We start from the raw sequence: 15,824 nt of genomic DNA on the forward strand, positions 1-15,824 counted from the left end.
AACCGGAGGTCCCGGCCGACGGTGCTCGGGCACCGCGCCCGCGCCGTGGCCTGCTGCCGCGTCGAGCGGGTCACCGCGCAGCGGACGCCGGAGGGGAGGCCCGACCCGCGCCCGCCCCGTCCGCACCGGTCGACGAGTCGGTCGCCCCCACCGCCGCGCCTGCCCCCGACGTGCCCCCCGCGACCCCGGCCTCCTCGTCGACCCAGGCGTCCGCGCCGGGCCAGCGCGAGCGTGCGAGCGCCCTCGCCGGCGCCGCCGGCCGCCGGCTCGGCGCCGGGTGGTCGACCGTGGCCGAGCGCCTGCGCGAGTACACCCCGGACGAGGACCACGCCGGTACCGACCGCACGAGCGTCCGCGACGGACGCGGCGCGTCGGACGCGACCGACGAGAACACGAACGGTGCGGCCACCGTGACCGACGTGATCGACGCGCACCGTGCCTCCGGGCCGTCCGCCGACGGCGAGCACGAGGCCCCGATCGGCGCCGGGGTCCGCGCCGCCGAGACCGCACGCGAGGCACGGGTCGCGAAGCGTCGCCGTCGGCTGCTCGAACGCGCCGAGGTGCGCCGGTTCACGCGTCGTGCGCGACACCGGCGCGCGGCCTGGATCACCGCGGGTGCCGTGGTGGTCGTGTTCGGTGCGTCCATCCTGGTCGCCGTCACCTCGCCGCTCATGGCCCTGCGGACGATCGAGGTCCGCGGGACGGAGCGGGTGGACGCCACCGCGCTGCGCCAGGCGCTCTCCGACCAGATGGGCACCCCCCTCGCACGCATCGACTTCGGCGAGGTCAAGCGCGACATCGCGGCGTTCCCGCTCATCGAGAGCTACGTGACCGAGGAGGTCCCGCCGCACACCCTCGTGGTGACCGTCACCGAACGGACGCCCGTCGTGGCCGTGCAGACGGGGGAGTCGTACGACCTGGTGGACCCGGCCGGCATCGTGGTGCAGTCCTCGCCGGACCGTCCGGAGGGCGTGCCGGTCGCCGACGTGCAGCGGGCCGAGCTCGGCTCGCCGGTGTTCCGGACCATGACCGAGGTGGTGCTCTCGCTGCCCTCGACGGTCCGCCGCCAGGTCACCGACGTGCGGGCGAGCACCGCGGACGACGTCACGCTCACCCTGGACGACGGGTCGAGCGTGGTGTGGGGGAGCCCGGACGACTCCGACGCGAAGGCATCGCTGCTCGCGGCCCTCGTCGCGGACCACGCCTCGCGTGCCCCCGACACCAAGGTCGAGTTCGACGTGTCGGCGCCGGACAACGGCATCGTCCGGCCGGCGCAGTGACGACCGTCTGCTCCGGGGACCGCGGCGGGCTCCGACACGGCGGGAATCTCGGCGACACGATCGGCGACACGCGGCGTGGCGGGGCGACAGCCTGCGGAGCACACCCGTAGCGTCGAGCAAGCACCACATCTACCAGCATTGCCCCTGAACTTCAAGTAGAGGTTGAGGGTTCAACCGGAGGCCCGACTGACGTGACCACGAACCACAACTACCTCGCCGTCATCAAGGTCGTCGGCGTCGGCGGCGGCGGCGTGAACGCCGTGAACCGCATGATCGAGCTCGGCCTCCGCGGCGTCGAGTTCATCGCGATCAACACCGACGCCCAGGCACTGCTGCTCAGCGACGCCGACGTCAAGCTCGACGTCGGCCGCGAGATCACACGCGGCCTCGGCGCCGGCGCGGACCCCGAGGTCGGCCGTCGTGCCGCCGAGGACCACGCCGAGGAGATCGAGGAGGCCCTCGCGGGTGCCGACATGGTCTTCGTCACCGCCGGTGAGGGCGGTGGCACCGGGACGGGTGGTGCACCCGTGGTCGCCCGCATCGCGAAGTCGATCGGCGCACTCACCATCGGTGTCGTCACGAAGCCGTTCAGCTTCGAGGGCAAGCGTCGCCAGTCGCAGGCAGAGAACGGCGTCGCGTCCCTGAAGGACGAGGTCGACACGCTCATCGTCGTGCCGAACGACCGCCTGCTCGAGATCAGCGACCGTGGCATCTCGATGGTCGAGGCCTTCGCGACCGCCGACCAGGTGCTCCTCGCCGGTGTCCAGGGCATCACTGACCTGATCACGACCCCGGGTCTGATCAACCTCGACTTCGCCGACGTCAAGAGCGTCATGCAGGGTGCCGGTTCGGCCCTCATGGGCATCGGTTCCTCGCGCGGTGCGGACCGTGCCATCAAGGCCGCCGAGCTCGCCGTGGCCTCGCCGCTGCTCGAGGCCTCGATCGACGGCGCGCACGGTGTGCTCCTGTCGATCCAGGGTGGTTCGAACCTCGGCATCTTCGAGATCAACGACGCCGCCCGCCTGGTGCAGGAGGCCGTCCACCCCGAGGCGAACATCATCTTCGGTGCCGTCATCGACGACACCCTCGGCGACGAGGTCCGCGTGACCGTCATCGCCGCGGGCTTCGACGGGGGCGAGCCGGGTGCGCAGCAGAAGGAGCGTCGCTCGAGCTGGGTGGACCCGGAGCCCGGCACGTCCGCCTCGTCGGCATCGGCCGGCACCGGTGCGATCGAGGACACCGCGACGAGCGCGCCGTCCTGGTCGACGCAGGAGCACGAGGCACCCGTGCGGCGCGCCGCCGACCCGGCGTTCGACGACGACGACGAGCTCGACGTCCCCGACTTCCTGAAGTAACCCGTCCCGTGGCAGGTGATCCGCGCCTCCCGTCCGTCGACCGTGACGGATCGGAGGCGCGTCTCGCGTCCGTCCGCGCGTCGATCGCGGACGCGGCCCGGTCCGCCGGCCGCACGGTGGACGAGATCACGCTCGTCGTCGTGACGAAGTACCACCCGGCGTCGCTGGTCCGCGAACTCGCCGCGCTCGGTGTGACCGACGTGGGGGAGAACCGGCACCAGGAGGCGCAGGCCAAGGCGGCCGAGCTGGCCGACCTCGACCTGACGTGGCACTTCGTCGGGCAGCTGCAGTCGAAGAAGGCGCGGCAGGTGCGCCGCTACGCCGACGTCGTGCAGTCGCTCGACCGTGACTCGGTCGTCGACGCGTTCGCCCCGACCGAGAGCGAGCCGGAGCCCCGGGTGATCGACGGCTTCGTGCAGGTCAACCTGACCGACGACCCCGGCCGCGGGGGCGTGCAGCCCGACGCCGTCGAGGCGATGGTCGAACGGGTCCTGCGCACCGGGACCGTCCGCCTGCGCGGGGTCATGGCGGTCGCACCCCTCGACGAGGAGCCCCGGCGCGCCTTCGCTCGGTTGCGCGGGATCTCCGCGCGCGTGGCAGCGATCGCACCCGGCGCGACGGACATCTCGGCCGGCATGAGCGGCGACCACGCCGAGGCGATCGCCGAGGGCGCGACACACCTGCGGATCGGGACCGCAATCACGGGAAACCGGCCGGCCGCACCCTAGCCTCGTTGCAGGGCATCACGAGCACCGACCTCCGGAGGAACCATGGCGAACCCGCTCAAGAAGACGATGGTGTACCTCGGCCTCGCGGACGAGGAACTGTACGAGGACGAGCAGCAGCAGTCGGCGGCGCCGACGCGTCAGGCCGCTGCCCCCGCCACCGCTCCGGCAGCAGCACCGGCCGCGCAGGCACCGGCTGCCGCCGCTCCCGCCGCCGCTGCGCCGGCAGCAGCTCCGGCCGCCGCACCCGCCGAGCCCAAGACGCACACCCACCAGCGCGGCGCCCAGGTCACCCCGCTCCGCCGCTCGCACACGACCGCACAGAAGGCGACCCCGGTCCAGGAAATGAACGAGATCCTCACCGTCCACCCGCGCGAGTACAAGGACGCCCAGTCCATCGCCGAGAGCTTCCGCGACGGCATCCCCGTCATCATCAACCTCTCCCAGATGACCGAGTCGGACGCCCGCCGCATGATCGACTTCGCTTCGGGCCTGTCGCTCGGCCTGTACGGCAAGATCGAGCGCGTGACGAACAAGGTCTTCCTGCTGTCCCCGGCCCACGTCGCGGTGAGCGGTGAGCCCGCTGAGGTAGAGTCCGACATCGAGGCGTCCTTCTTCGCCCAGTCCTGAGCCGGAGCCCGGTTCACCCCGCCCCGTGCGGTCGCCGTGACGGCGGCTGCACCCGAGCCGAGCGAGCCCCATCGTGTCACTGGTCTTCGGGATCCTCTCCTTCGCCCTCCTGCTCTACTTCTTCGTGATGTGGGGTCGGTTCGCGTTCGACATCGTCCAGGCGTACAACCGCACCTGGCGTCCGCGCGGCGCCCTGCTCGTGGTCGCCGACGTGGTCTACACCATGACCGACCCGCCGATCCGCTTCGTCCGACGCCTGCTGCCGCCGCTCCGCCTGGGGCCGGTCGCACTCGACTTCGGGTGGACGATCGTCATGCTCGTCGTGATCATCCTCCGGGTGATCGTCGGCGGCCTCGCACGCGGGTTCTGAGCAGTTCCCCGACCGTGACACGCGCCACGCCGCGGTCAAGGTGACGGTTCCGATCCGGCCCCGGTGTACGGTGGTCGGGATCGATGTCCGCTCCGGCGGACATCCGCACCGCTCGTGGCGGCTGGTAGATTCGGTCGCGACGCAAGTGGTTCCACACGTTCAGCAGTTCTATTGAGGTGACGGCAATGGCTTTGACGCCGGAAGACGTAGTCAACAAGCGGTTCCAGCCGACGAAGTTCCGCGAGGGCTACGACCAGGACGAGGTCGACGACTTCCTGGACGAGGTCGTCGTCGAGCTCCGCCGCCTGACGGCCGAGAACGACGAGCTCCGCCAGCGCCTGCAGGCCGCCGAGTCGGCGCCGAAGCCGGCCGCTGCCGAGCAGTCCGTCGAGCAGCAGCCCGAGCCGACCCCCGAGCCCGAGCCGGCCCCCGTCGCCGCCGCTCCGGAGCCCGCGCCGGTCGCCGCCGCTGCTCCGGCCCCCTCGACGGTCCCCGCCGACGAGGACACCGAGGGCACCACGAACCTCCTCACGCTCGCACGTCGTCTGCACGAGGAGCACGTCCGCGAGGGCATCGAGAAGCGCGACGCGCTCATCGCCGAGGGCACCGCGCAGGCCGCCCGCCTGGTCTCCGAGGCCGAGGCGAAGCAGCGCCAGATCATCGCCGACACCGAGAACACGAACCGCCAGCGCGTGGCCGTGCTCGAGCAGGAGCAGCGCCAGCTCGAGGGCAAGATCGACGAGCTCCGTACCTTCGAGCGCGACTACCGTGCGCAGCTCAAGAGCTACATCCAGGGTCAGCTCTCGGAGCTCGACGGGTCCGGCTCGCAGGAGTCCGGCCTCACCCCCGCGCCGGCCTCGGCGCAGGGCTTCGGCAACTGACGTTGGTCAGACCAGCACCGACGGCGAAGGTCAGTGTCCGCGCGATCGCGGCACTGGCCTTCGCCGCTGTCGTCGTGGTGGCGCTCGACCAGGGCGTGAAGGCGCTCGTCGTCGCGAACCTGCCGTACGGCCAGGCCGTGCCCGTCCTCGGTGACGCGCTGCAGCTGCTGTACGTCCGGAACCCCGGCGCGGCGTTCTCGTTCGCGGTGAACATGACGTGGGTGTTCTCGATCGTGTCGACGGCGGTCGTCGTCGCCATCATCGTCTATGCACGTCGCATCCGGTCGATGTGGTGGGCGATCGTGCTCGGCATGCTGCTCGGCGGCGCGCTCGGCAACCTGCTCGACCGGCTCTTCCGTGAGCCCGGCTTCGGTCGTGGCCACGTGGTGGACTTCATCTCGATGCCCTGGATGATGCCCGCGATCTACAACATCGCCGACTCGTTCATCTGCGTGAGCATGGTCGTCTTCGTGCTGCTCGTCATCCTCGGGGTGAACCTCGACGGCACCCGTGCACCGTCCGCGAAGCAGCAGCGCGCGGCCGACGCGGCGAGCCGCCGTTCTGTGGCCGACGGATCGGACGCGGCTGCGGGCTCGGACGTGACCGCCCGCTCGTCGGTCGCCGACGGGGCGGAGCCGTCCTGCGCCTCCCGTCCGGGCGTCGCGGAGCCCGACCCGCGTGCGCCGCGCGACGGCCGCGACGTCCTCGGGCACGACGCGACGTGAGCGAACAGCGTTCCCTGCCCGTCCCCGACGGCCTCGCCGGTGAACGGGTCGACGCGGCCATCGCGAAGCTCCTCGGGTTCTCGCGCTCCTTCGCGGCCGAGGTCGTCGCCGCCGGCGGCGTCCGCGTGGACGGTGTCGAGGTCGGCAAGTCCGACCGCCTGCACGCCGACTCGTGGCTTGAGGTCGAGTGGTCCCCGAAGGAACCCCCGCGCATCGTGCCCGTCGAGGTCCCCGGCATGCGGATCGTGCACGACGACGAGGACATCGTCGTCGTCGACAAGCCGATCGGCGTCGCCGCACACCCGTCGCCCGGGTGGGACGGGCCGACCGTGCCCGGTGGCCTCGCCGCCGCCGGCTTCACCATCGCCACCTCCGGCGCCGCCGAGCGCGCGGGGATCGTGCACCGGCTCGACGTCGGCACCTCGGGCCTGATGGTGGTCGCGAAGACCGAGCTCGCCTACACGCACCTGAAGCGGGCCTTCAAGGAGCGCACGGTCGAGAAGGTCTACCACGCGCTCGCGCAGGGGCACCCCGACCCGACCTCGGGAACCATCGACGCCCCCATCGGCCGGCACCCGTCGAGCGACTGGAAGTTCGCGGTCACGGCGGACGGCAAGCCGAGCGTGACCCACTACGAGACGCTCGAGGCCTTCCGGTCGGCGAGCCTGCTCGAGGTGCACCTGGAGACCGGGCGGACGCACCAGATCCGTGTGCACATGGCAGCGACGAAGCACCCGCTCGTCGGTGACACAATGTACGGCGCGGACCCGGTGCTCGCGTCCGAGCTCGGGTTGACGCGGCAGTGGCTCGACGCGGTGCGGCTCGGGTTCGAGCACCCGCGCACGGGTTCGTGGGTTGAGTTCGACGCGTCCTACCCCGACGACCTGCAGCAGGCGCTCGACCGCATCCGCGCCGCGTCCGCGTAGGCGGGCGGCGGCGGCGGCTTTCGGCGTAGGCGGGCGGCGGGCTTCCGCGTCGAGCGGGCCCGATCCGTGACGCTCGGTGCCCTCGCCCGACGCTTCGCGCCCGCTCGGCGTCCACCGCGCGGCGTGTCCTGCCCGCTCGTGCGAGGTCGAGCCAGTCCGCGTCCGGACGGGAGGCGCAGGGCGGCCCCGCCACGCGCCTCCCGTCCGCCGTCGGGTGGCGTCTCCCGCCGGGTCCCGAGCGGGCCGTACCCGTCACGCTCGGCGTCCCCAGCCGACGCGTCGCGCCCGCTCGGCGGACAACACCCGGCGTGTCCCGCCCGCTCGCGGTGCGGCACCGGCCGACGCCGGTCGGCGGGCACGCCGGACACGCGGAGGACGTCGGTGCTCCCGGTTAGGCTTGTCCCGCCCCGCAGCAGTCCCCGTCGAAACCGGAGGTCCCGTGTCGGATTCCGACTCCTTCGTCCACCTGCACGTGCACAGCGAGTACTCGATGCTCGACGGTGCCGCCCGGTTGAGCGACCTGGTCGCCGAGACCGCCGCGCAGGGCATGCCGGCCGTCGCGGTCACCGACCACGGCAACATGTTCGGCGCGTTCGAGTTCTGGAAGGCCGCGAAGGCCGGTGGCGTCAAGCCCATCATCGGGACCGAGGCGTACATCACGCCGCGCACCCACCGGTCGGACAAGACCCGCGTGCGCTGGGGCGACGGTGGCGGTGACGACGTGTCCGGCTCCGGTGCGTACACCCACATGACGATGTTCGCCGAGAACACGACGGGCATGCACAACCTGTTCCGGCTGTCGAGCCGCGCGTCGATCGAGGGCTACTACTTCAAGCCCCGCATGGACATCGAGCTGCTCGACCAGTACCACGAGGGGATCATCGCGACGACGGGGTGCCCGTCCGGCGAGATCCAGACGCGCCTGCGCCTGGGCCAGTACGACGAGGCGCTCAAGGCAGCGGCGGACTACCGCGACATCTTCGGCAAGGACAACTACTTCGCCGAGATCATGGACCACGGGCTCGAGATCGAGCGGCGGGTGATCGAGGACGTCGTCCGCATCTCGAAGGACCTCGGCATCCCGCTGGTCGGCACGAACGACCTCCACTACACGCACTCGCACGACGCGAAGTCGCACGCCGCACTGCTCTGCGTGCAGTCCGGCTCGACGTTGAACGACCCGAACCGCTTCAAGTTCGACGCCGACGAGTTCTACCTGAAGACGCCGCAGCAGATGCGTCACGTCTTCCGCGACCACCCCGAGGCCTGCGACAACACGCTGCTCATCGCCGAGCGGTGCAACGTCGAGTTCGACACCGCCGCGAACTACATGCCGAAGTTCCCGGTGCCCGAGGGGGAGACCGAGCACTCCTGGTTCGAGAAGGAGGTGGCGAACGGGCTGCAGTACCGCTACCCGGACGGCATCTCGAAGGAGGTCCAGGACCGCGCCGACTACGAGGTCGGGATCATCAACCAGATGGGCTTCCCGGGCTACTTCCTGGTGGTCGCCGACTTCATCAACTGGTCGAAGAACAACGGCATCCGCGTCGGCCCGGGCCGTGGTTCGGGCGCCGGCTCGATGGTGGCGTACGCGATGCGCATCACCGACCTCGACCCGATCCGGCACGGGCTGATCTTCGAACGCTTCCTCAACCCGGACCGCGTCTCGATGCCCGACTTCGACGTCGACTTCGACGACCGGCGCCGTGGTGAGGCGATCAAGTACGTCACCGAGAAGTACGGGTCCGAGCGCGTCGCGCAGATCGTCACGTACGGCACGATCAAGGCCAAGCAGGCGCTCAAGGACTCCTCGCGCGTCCTCGGCTTCCCGTTCGGCATGGGCGAGAAGCTCACGAAGGCGATGCCGCCGCCCGTCATGGGCAAGGACATCCCGCTCACCGGGATCTTCGACAAGGACCACCCGCGGTACAAGGAAGCGGTCGACGTCCGCACGGTCGTCGAGACCGACCCCGAGGCGAAGACGGTGTTCGACACCGCGCTCGGACTCGAGGGGCTGAAGCGCCAGTGGGGCGTCCACGCAGCCGGCGTGATCATGTCGAGCGAGCCGCTCATCGACATCATCCCGGTGATGAAGCGTGAGCAGGACGGCCAGATCGTCACGCAGTTCGACTACCCAGCAGCGGAGTCGCTGGGCCTGATCAAGATGGACTTCCTGGGCCTCCGGAACCTGACGATCATCAGTGACGCGCTCGACAACATCAAGTCGAACCGCGGGATCGAGCTCGACCTCGAGACCATGGGCCTCGAGGACGAAGCGGCCTACCAGCTGCTGCAGCGCGGTGACACCCTCGGTGTGTTCCAGCTCGACGGTGGGCCGATGCGCGGTCTGCTCCGGCTGATGAAGCCCGACAACTTCGAGGACATCTCGGCGCTCATCGCCCTGTACCGTCCGGGCCCCATGGGCGCGAACTCGCACACGAACTACGCGCTCCGCAAGAACGGCGAGCAGCCGATCACGCCGATCCACCCGGAGCTCGAGGAGCCCCTGCAGGACATCATCGGCACGACCTACGGCCTGATCATCTACCAGGAGCAGGTCATGGCCATCGCGCAGAAGGTCGCCGGGTTCTCGCTCGGCCAGGCGGACATCCTCCGCCGCGCGATGGGCAAGAAGAAGAAGTCCGAGCTGGACAAGCAGTACGCGGGCTTCGAGAAGGGCATGCAGGACAACGGCTACTCGGCCGCGGCGATCAAGACGCTGTGGGACATCCTGCTGCCGTTCTCCGACTACGCGTTCAACAAGGCGCACTCCGCCGCGTACGGCGTGGTGTCGTTCTGGACGGCCTACCTGAAGGCGCACTACCCGGCCGAGTACATGGCGGCCCTGCTGACCAGCGTCGGCGACGCCCGCGACAAGCTCGCGCTGTACCTGAACGAGTGCCGTCGCATGGGCATCCGGGTGATGCCGCCGGACGTCAACGAGTCGATCGGCTTCTTCGCGGCCGTCGGCGACGACATCCGCTTCGGCATGGGCGCGATCCGCAACGTCGGCTTCAACGTCGTCGACGACATCGTGAAGGCCCGGACGGAGAAGGGCGCGTTCGAGTCGTTCCACGACTTCCTGCGGAAGATCCCGATCTCGTCGGCGAACAAGCGGACGGTCGAGTCGCTCATCAAGGCCGGTGCCTTCGACGAGTTCGGTGACACCCGTCGTGCTCTCGTCGAGATCCACGAGGGCGCGGTCGAGGGCGCGGTGAAGGTCAAGCGGGACGAGGCCAACGGCAACGTCGGCTTCGACTTCGACTCGCTGTTCGCCGAGGTCGCCGAGGAGTCGCCCGCGGCGGCAGCGGTGTCGCAGGTGCCGGACCGACCCGAGTGGTCGAAGCGCGACAAGCTCGCGTTCGAGCGGGACATGCTCGGGCTGTACGTGTCGGACCACCCGCTCGCCGGCCTCGAGATCGAGCTGGCGAAGCACCAGTCGATCACGATCGCCGACCTGATCGCCGCCGACGACGGGATAGAGGGCGAGACGGTCACGGTCGCCGGACTGCTCACCAGCGTCCAGCACCGTGTCGCGAAGTCGAGCGGCAACCCGTACGGCATCGTCCAGATCGAGGACTTCGGTGGCGAGATCGGCGTCATGTTCCTCGGCAAGACGTACCAGGAGTTCGGCCCGTCCCTGGTCGCCGACTCGATCGTGGTGCTGCGCGGCCGGGTGAACGTCCGCGACGACGGCAAGGCCCTGCACGCCGTGAGCATGTTCCAGCCGAACGTCGGTGACGCGATGGGTTCCGGGCCGCTGACGCTGTCGCTGCCCGAGCGCCAGGCGACGACGACGACGGTGACCGAGCTCGCCGCCGTGCTCGGTCGGCACCAGGGGGAGACCGAGGTGCGGCTCCGGCTCCTCAAGGACGACGTCGCGCGGACCTTCGAGCTGCCGTTCCCGGTGAACCTGACGCCCGACCTGTTCGGCGAGCTGAAGAGCCTCCTCGGGCCGCGCTGCCTGGTCTAGGCGTCCGACGTGACCGTCCCCGGAGCACCGCAGCCGTCGGCTGCGGTGCTCCGGGCGTTCGGTGCGGGGGAGCGGTCACCGGTGCTCCTGGCGGGCGGACAGGGCACGACGTGGCGCGCGGACAGGATCGTCCTGCGTCCGCACGGTGACGTCCGGGAGGCACGGTGGCGGTCCACCACGCTGGCCCGCCTCGCGCACACGGACGGGTTCCGCACGCCGCGGCCGGTCCCGAGCGCCGACGGTGGCTGGCTCGCGGGCGGCTGGGAGGCCTGGGCGTGGCTGCCCGGTGCGACGGACCCGACCCGGGTCGAGGACGTCCTCGCCGCGGGCGCGGCCTTCCACCGCGCGGTCGCGCACCTGCCCCGCCCGAGGTTCCTCGACCTGGTCGACGACCCGTGGAGCCGGGCGGACCGGCTCGTCTGGGGGAGCGGGCCCCTGCCCACGGAGCCGTTGCTCGACCGGCTCGCCGCGGGCTTCCGCACCGTCCGCGCGCCGTCGCAGCTGGTGCACCGCGACCTGCTCGGCAACGTGCTCTTCGCGCCGGGCGAGCCGTCGGCGGTGTTCGACTGGGCGCCCGCGTGGCGGCCGGTGGGGTACGCCGCGGCCATCGCCGCCGTCGACGCGGTGTGCTGGCACGGGCTGCCGGTCGACCGTCTGCCGGACCTCGGCCGGCTGGCCGCGGTGTCGGAGTGGCCGCAGCTGCTCGTCCGGGCGCTCGCGTTCCGCGTGCTCGTCCTGCAGCTGCTCGGTGCGTGGGACGACGACCAGGCCGCGGTCCACCGACCCCTGACGGACGCCCTGCTGTCGGGCGCCGCCGGTACGCTTGACGCCTGATGATGCAGCGAATCGACCTCCGTGGCGGCCTCCCCGCCCGTGCCGACCTCCTCCGCCTGATGCCGCGTGCCGTCGGTGACGTCTCCCACGCCGTCGATGCCGCGCGCGACCTCGTGGACGCGGTCCGGCAGCACGGGGCGGCGGCGCTCCGCGAGCAGGCGGAGCGCTTCGACGGGGGAGCGCCCGAGCACGTCCGGGTCCCCGCCGCCGAGATCGCCGCGGCCGTCGCCGGTCTGACCCCCCAGCTGCGCGAGGCCCTCGACGAGGCCATCCGCCGTGTCCGTGCGGCGAGTGCCGCGCAGGTCCCCGCCGGATCGGTCACGTGCCTGGCCGACGGGGCCGAGGTCCACCAGCGCTGGCAGCCGATGCGACGCGTCGGGCTCTACGTCCCGGGCGGCAAGGCCGTCTACCCGTCGAGCGTCGTCATGAACGTGGTCCCCGCGCAGGTCGCGGGCGTCGGGTCGATCGCCCTCGTCTCCCCGCCGCAGCGTGACCACGGCGGACGGGTGCACCCGACGATCCTCGCCGCGGCCGGACTCCTCGGCATCGACGAGGTCTACGCGATGGGCGGAGCCGGCGCGGTCGGTGCGCTGGCGTACGGCGTCAGCGAGATCGGCCTCGAGCCGGTCGACCTGGTCACCGGGCCGGGGAACAACTTCGTCGCCGCGGCCAAGCGCCTGGTACGCGGGGTGGTCGGCATCGACTCCGAGGCCGGCGCGACCGAGATCCTCGTCATCGCGGACGAGTCCGCCGACGCCGGCTACGTCGCCGCCGACCTGGTCAGCCAGGCCGAGCACGACGAGCAGGCGGGCAGTGTCCTGGTGACCACCTCGCCCGCGTTCGCCGACGCGGTCGAGGCGGCGATCCCGGAACGGGTGGCGGCGCTGGGGACGGCTGCGCGCCTCCAGACCGCGCTCGACGGACCGCAGTCCGCGATCGTGCTGGTGGACTCGCTGGCCGACGCGGCGACCGTGAGCAACGCGTACGGGCCGGAGCACCTGGAGATCCAGACCGCCGACGACGACGCCGTGCTGGCCGACATCGACGCGGCCGGTGCCGTGTTCGTCGGGCCGAGCACGCCGGTGAGCCTCGGTGACTACCTCGCCGGGTCGAACCACGTGCTGCCGACCGGCGGTCAGGCGCGGTTCGGGTCGGGTCTGTCGGCTTCGACCTTCCTCCGCCCGCAGCAGGTCATCCGGTACACGCCCGCAGCCCTGGCCGAGGTCGCGCCGCACATCGTGGCGCTCGCCACCGAGGAGCAGCTGCCCGGGCACGGTGCCGCCGTGACGGAGCGCATCGCTCGGTCCTGAGCCCGGCCGGTCGGGTCGGGTCGTGCCGGGGCGTGGCCGGGTCTGCCCTCGGATGCGTCCTGGGTGCGGCCGGTCGTCCAGAGGGTCGTCACCGCGCCCTGTGGGCGCCGTCGAGCCGATAGCCTGGGACACGACATGTTCTGCCCCTTCTGCCGCCACCCGGACTCCCGCGTCGTCGACTCCCGCACGAGCGACGACGGCACCTCGATCCGTCGCCGCCGCCAGTGCCCGAACTGCGGGCGCCGGTTCTCGACGACCGAGACCGCCTCGCTCAACGTCGTGAAGCGGAACGGCGTCACCGAGCCGTTCAGCCGCGACAAGATCGTATCCGGCGTGCGCAAGGCGTGCCAGGGACGCCCGGTGACGGACGGCGACCTGGCCGTGCTCGCGCAGCGCGTCGAGGAGACCGTGCGCTCGTCGGGGTCGAGCCAGATCGACGCGAACGACATCGGCCTCGCGATCCTGCCGCCGCTCCGGGAGCTCGACGAGGTCGCCTTCCTGCGGTTCGCGAGCGTGTACCAGGCGTTCGACACGCTCGAGGACTTCGAGGATGCGATCGCACAGCTGCGCCGCGACCACCACGCGGCTCGTGCTGCTGCGTCCGGCGTCGAGTCGGGCAGCGGCGCGTGAGCGGGGTCGCGGAGCGCGTCGTCCGCAACGGCTACGCGGTCGTCTTCCGGTCCGTGTTCGCGAACATGGACCCGGAGCGGGCGCACCACATCGCCTTCGCCGTGATCCGTGCCCTGCCGAGGGTGCCGTTCCTCGGCGGGACGATCGAGCGGTACGCCCGGCCCGCGGCCGCCGACGGCATCACGACGATGGGGATCCACTTCCCGTCGCGGTTCGGGCTCGCGGCCGGGTTCGACAAGGACGCCAAGGGCATCGCCGGGCTCGGGCTGCTCGGGTTCGGGCACGTCGAGGTCGGCACGATCACCGCGCAGGCGCAGCCGGGCAACGAGAAGCCCCGGCTGTTCCGGCTCATCCGCGACAAGGCGCTCGTCAACCGGATGGGCTTCAACAATCACGGAGCTGCCCGGGCCGCTCGTCGGCTCGAGCGAGCACGGCGTCACCCCGGCCGACCGGTCATCGGCGTCAACATCGGCAAGAGCCGGGTCGTCGCGGTCGAGGACGCGGTCGACGACTACCTCGAGTCGACGCGCCTGCTCGCGCCGTTCGCCGACTACCTGGCGGTCAACGTCAGCTCCCCGAACACGCCGGGGCTCCGCGGCCTGCAGGAGGCCGACCAGCTCCGGCCGCTGCTGACGGCGGTCCGCGACGCAGCCGGGCGGACCCCGGTGCTGGTGAAGATCGCGCCGGACCTGACCGACGAGCAGATCGACGCGATCGCCGGACTCGCGGTGGACCTCGGACTCGCCGGGATCATCGCGAACAACACGACGATCGCCCGCACGGGGCTGACCACCCCGGACGCCGACGTCGAGGCGATGGGGGCCGGTGGGCTCTCCGGCGCCCCGATCGCCGCCCGGTCGCTCGAAGTGCTGCGCCGGGTCCGGGCCGCGGTGCCGCAGGACTTCTGCGTCATCGCCGTCGGCGGGGTCACGAGCGAGCAGGACGTGCAGGACCGCATCGACGCGGGAGCCACGCTCGTGCAGGGCTACACGGCGTTCCTCTACGAGGGGCCGACCTGGGCGATGCGCATCAACCGGCTGCGTCGTCGGCGGCTGCGGCGCGCAGCGCGGTAGTTCGGTAGCGCGCGATCCCGGTCCGCGCGACACCCGCCCGAGCCGCTCCGGTCTCTGCCGCTCCGGTCTGTGCCGTTCCGGTCTGTGCCGTTCCGGTCGCACGACGTGCCGCTCAGCTCCGCTCCCCACGGCATGTCGTGCCACCTGGACCAGCGCGACGACCGACGGAGTCCTGGTGCGGGGAGCGGCGACCACGTCGCGACTGAGGGTGAGGCGCACGAGGCGTGCCGCGCCTCCCGGCCGACGAGGACCGACGATGACCGACGAGAATCGGCGCGGACCCTCGCGCGGCGTCGTGTCCAGCGCGTCGCGCGACCGAGCGGGCGGAACACGCCGTCGGTGTCCGACGAGCGAGCGAGATGTGTCGGCGCAGCGTGCCGAGCGTGACGGAAACGGCCCGATCGAAGAAACCGCGCTCCGGTCCAGCCCCGGCCCGACCGACCCCGCCCCCGGGAACGACGAAGCGCCGCCCGGCTCGGCCGGACGGCGCTTCGTGCGGTGGTGCCTACAGCGAGGGGTACTGGCCGCGGCGCACCTGCGGCTTCGGCAGGCGCAGGAAGCGCAGCTGCCACGCCCGCGTGAGGATGTAGAGGAAGGTCCCGCGCTGCATCTCGCCGAACTTCGCGGTGATCTTCTTGCGCAGCGACAGCCACAGCACGATGCAGTCGAGCACGAACAGCGCGACGAACGCCCAGACCAGCAGCAGGGAGTACGACGCCAGGACCGTCTGCGCCGCGGCGAACCCGACGATCAGGAACAGCACGAGCACGGGCATCATGACCTCGCCCACGTTCCAGCGCGCGTCGATCCAGTCGCGGACGAACTTCCGCTGCTCGCCCTTGTCCTTCGCCGGGAGGTAGCGTTCCTCGCCGTTGGCCATGCCGACCCGGGCCTTCTCGCGCTCGGTGTTCAGGCGCGCGCGAGCGGCCTTCTTGTCCTGCGGGCTGTTGCCGACGAGCGGGCGACGGTTGGCGGCCTCGCGCTCACGACGCGACGGCGTCGGACGACCCTTGCCGGCTTCGAGGAGTTCCTCGTCCGACGGGTCGACGGTCGTGTTGGTCTTGGGGGCTGCCTTCGCCACGGTGTGTTCCTGACTGCGGTTGCGTGCTGGA

14 protein-coding genes are annotated in these 15,824 nt (G+C 71.5%); 13 read left to right on the plus strand and 1 reads right to left on the minus strand.

Annotated elements, in window-relative coordinates; all coding sequences use genetic code 11:
* The first annotated feature begins 170 nt into the window (after positions 1 to 170).
* The 13 genes from ABIC52_RS05720 (at position 171) to ABIC52_RS05780 (ending at position 14,712) form a co-directional block, all read left to right on the plus strand.
* Positions 171 to 1,280: a cell division protein FtsQ/DivIB gene (locus tag ABIC52_RS05720; protein WP_354026846.1), complete on the plus strand. Its 1,110-nt coding sequence runs from the start codon at positions 171 to 173 to the stop codon at positions 1,278 to 1,280.
* A 191-nt stretch (positions 1,281 to 1,471) separates the two neighbouring features.
* On the plus strand, positions 1,472 to 2,635 hold the full coding sequence (gene ftsZ, locus ABIC52_RS05725; protein WP_126891186.1) for a cell division protein FtsZ: 1,164 nt from the start codon (positions 1,472 to 1,474) through the stop codon (positions 2,633 to 2,635).
* An 8-nt stretch (positions 2,636 to 2,643) separates the two neighbouring features.
* A complete protein-coding gene (locus tag ABIC52_RS05730; protein ID WP_354026847.1) occupies positions 2,644 to 3,363 on the plus strand; it encodes a YggS family pyridoxal phosphate-dependent enzyme in 720 nt (239 codons plus the stop codon).
* A 42-nt stretch (positions 3,364 to 3,405) separates the two neighbouring features.
* Entirely contained in the window at positions 3,406 to 3,990 is a 585-nt protein-coding gene (locus tag ABIC52_RS05735) for a cell division protein SepF (protein WP_250367429.1), read from the plus strand.
* A gap of 73 nt (positions 3,991 to 4,063) precedes the next feature.
* Positions 4,064 to 4,360 (plus strand): YggT family protein, encoded by a 297-nt coding sequence (locus ABIC52_RS05740; protein WP_354026848.1) that lies wholly within the window; start codon positions 4,064 to 4,066, stop codon positions 4,358 to 4,360.
* 185 nt (positions 4,361 to 4,545) lie between these two features.
* A complete protein-coding gene (locus ABIC52_RS05745; RefSeq protein WP_209676791.1) occupies positions 4,546 to 5,241 on the plus strand; it encodes a DivIVA domain-containing protein in 696 nt (231 codons plus the stop codon).
* A gap of 2 nt (positions 5,242 to 5,243) precedes the next feature.
* A complete protein-coding gene (gene lspA, locus ABIC52_RS05750) occupies positions 5,244 to 5,966 on the plus strand; it encodes a signal peptidase II (RefSeq protein WP_354026849.1) in 723 nt (240 codons plus the stop codon).
* Complete coding sequence (locus ABIC52_RS05755; RefSeq protein WP_354026850.1) at positions 5,963 to 6,892, plus strand: RluA family pseudouridine synthase; 930 nt, start codon at positions 5,963 to 5,965, stop codon at positions 6,890 to 6,892. Before lspA ends, ABIC52_RS05755 begins: the two co-directional genes overlap by 4 nt.
* A 490-nt stretch (positions 6,893 to 7,382) precedes the next feature.
* Positions 7,383 to 10,865 (plus strand): DNA polymerase III subunit alpha, encoded by a 3,483-nt coding sequence (dnaE, locus tag ABIC52_RS05760; protein WP_435526069.1) that lies wholly within the window; start codon positions 7,383 to 7,385, stop codon positions 10,863 to 10,865.
* Positions 10,866 to 10,874: 9 nt separating this feature from the next.
* Positions 10,875 to 11,699 carry a hypothetical protein gene (locus ABIC52_RS05765; protein WP_126891192.1) on the plus strand — a complete coding sequence of 275 codons (825 nt, stop codon included), beginning with the start codon at positions 10,875 to 10,877 and terminating at the stop codon, positions 11,697 to 11,699.
* A complete protein-coding gene (gene hisD, locus ABIC52_RS05770) occupies positions 11,699 to 13,009 on the plus strand; it encodes a histidinol dehydrogenase (protein ID WP_354026852.1) in 1,311 nt (436 codons plus the stop codon). Before ABIC52_RS05765 ends, hisD begins: the two co-directional genes overlap by 1 nt.
* Positions 13,010 to 13,144: 135 nt before the next feature.
* The gene (gene nrdR / locus ABIC52_RS05775) at positions 13,145 to 13,639 is read left to right on the plus strand and encodes a transcriptional regulator NrdR (RefSeq protein WP_126891194.1); all 495 of its coding nucleotides are present in this window, start codon (positions 13,145 to 13,147) and stop codon (positions 13,637 to 13,639) included.
* On the plus strand, positions 13,636 to 14,712 hold the full coding sequence (locus ABIC52_RS05780; RefSeq protein WP_126891195.1) for a quinone-dependent dihydroorotate dehydrogenase: 1,077 nt from the start codon (positions 13,636 to 13,638) through the stop codon (positions 14,710 to 14,712). The genes nrdR and ABIC52_RS05780 overlap by 4 nt, the downstream gene beginning before the upstream one ends.
* Before the next feature lie 505 nt (positions 14,713 to 15,217).
* On the opposite strand, the gene ABIC52_RS05785 is transcribed toward ABIC52_RS05780, so the two are convergent.
* Positions 15,218 to 15,793, minus strand: a complete 576-nt coding sequence (locus ABIC52_RS05785; protein WP_126891196.1) for a DUF3043 domain-containing protein — start codon at positions 15,791 to 15,793, stop codon at positions 15,218 to 15,220.
* Positions 15,794 to 15,824: the final 31 nt, after the last annotated feature.

This window comes from Curtobacterium oceanosedimentum, from assembly GCF_040545555.1.
Taxonomy (GTDB): domain Bacteria; phylum Actinomycetota; class Actinomycetes; order Actinomycetales; family Microbacteriaceae; genus Curtobacterium.

Bases quoted from the DNA above. Each gene is read 5' to 3' on its own strand.
- dnaE (WP_435526069.1), top strand. From the start codon at position 7,383: ATGCTCGACGGTGCCGCCCGGTTGAGCGACCTGGTCGCCGAGACCGCC.
- nrdR (WP_126891194.1), top strand. From the start codon at position 13,145: ATGTTCTGCCCCTTCTGCCGCCACCCGGACTCCCGCGTCGTCGACTCC.
- ABIC52_RS05745 (WP_209676791.1), top strand. From the start codon at position 4,546: ATGGCTTTGACGCCGGAAGACGTAGTCAACAAGCGGTTCCAGCCGACG.
- ABIC52_RS05735 (WP_250367429.1), top strand. From the start codon at position 3,406: ATGGCGAACCCGCTCAAGAAGACGATGGTGTACCTCGGCCTCGCGGAC.
- hisD (WP_354026852.1), top strand. From the start codon at position 11,699: ATGATGCAGCGAATCGACCTCCGTGGCGGCCTCCCCGCCCGTGCCGAC.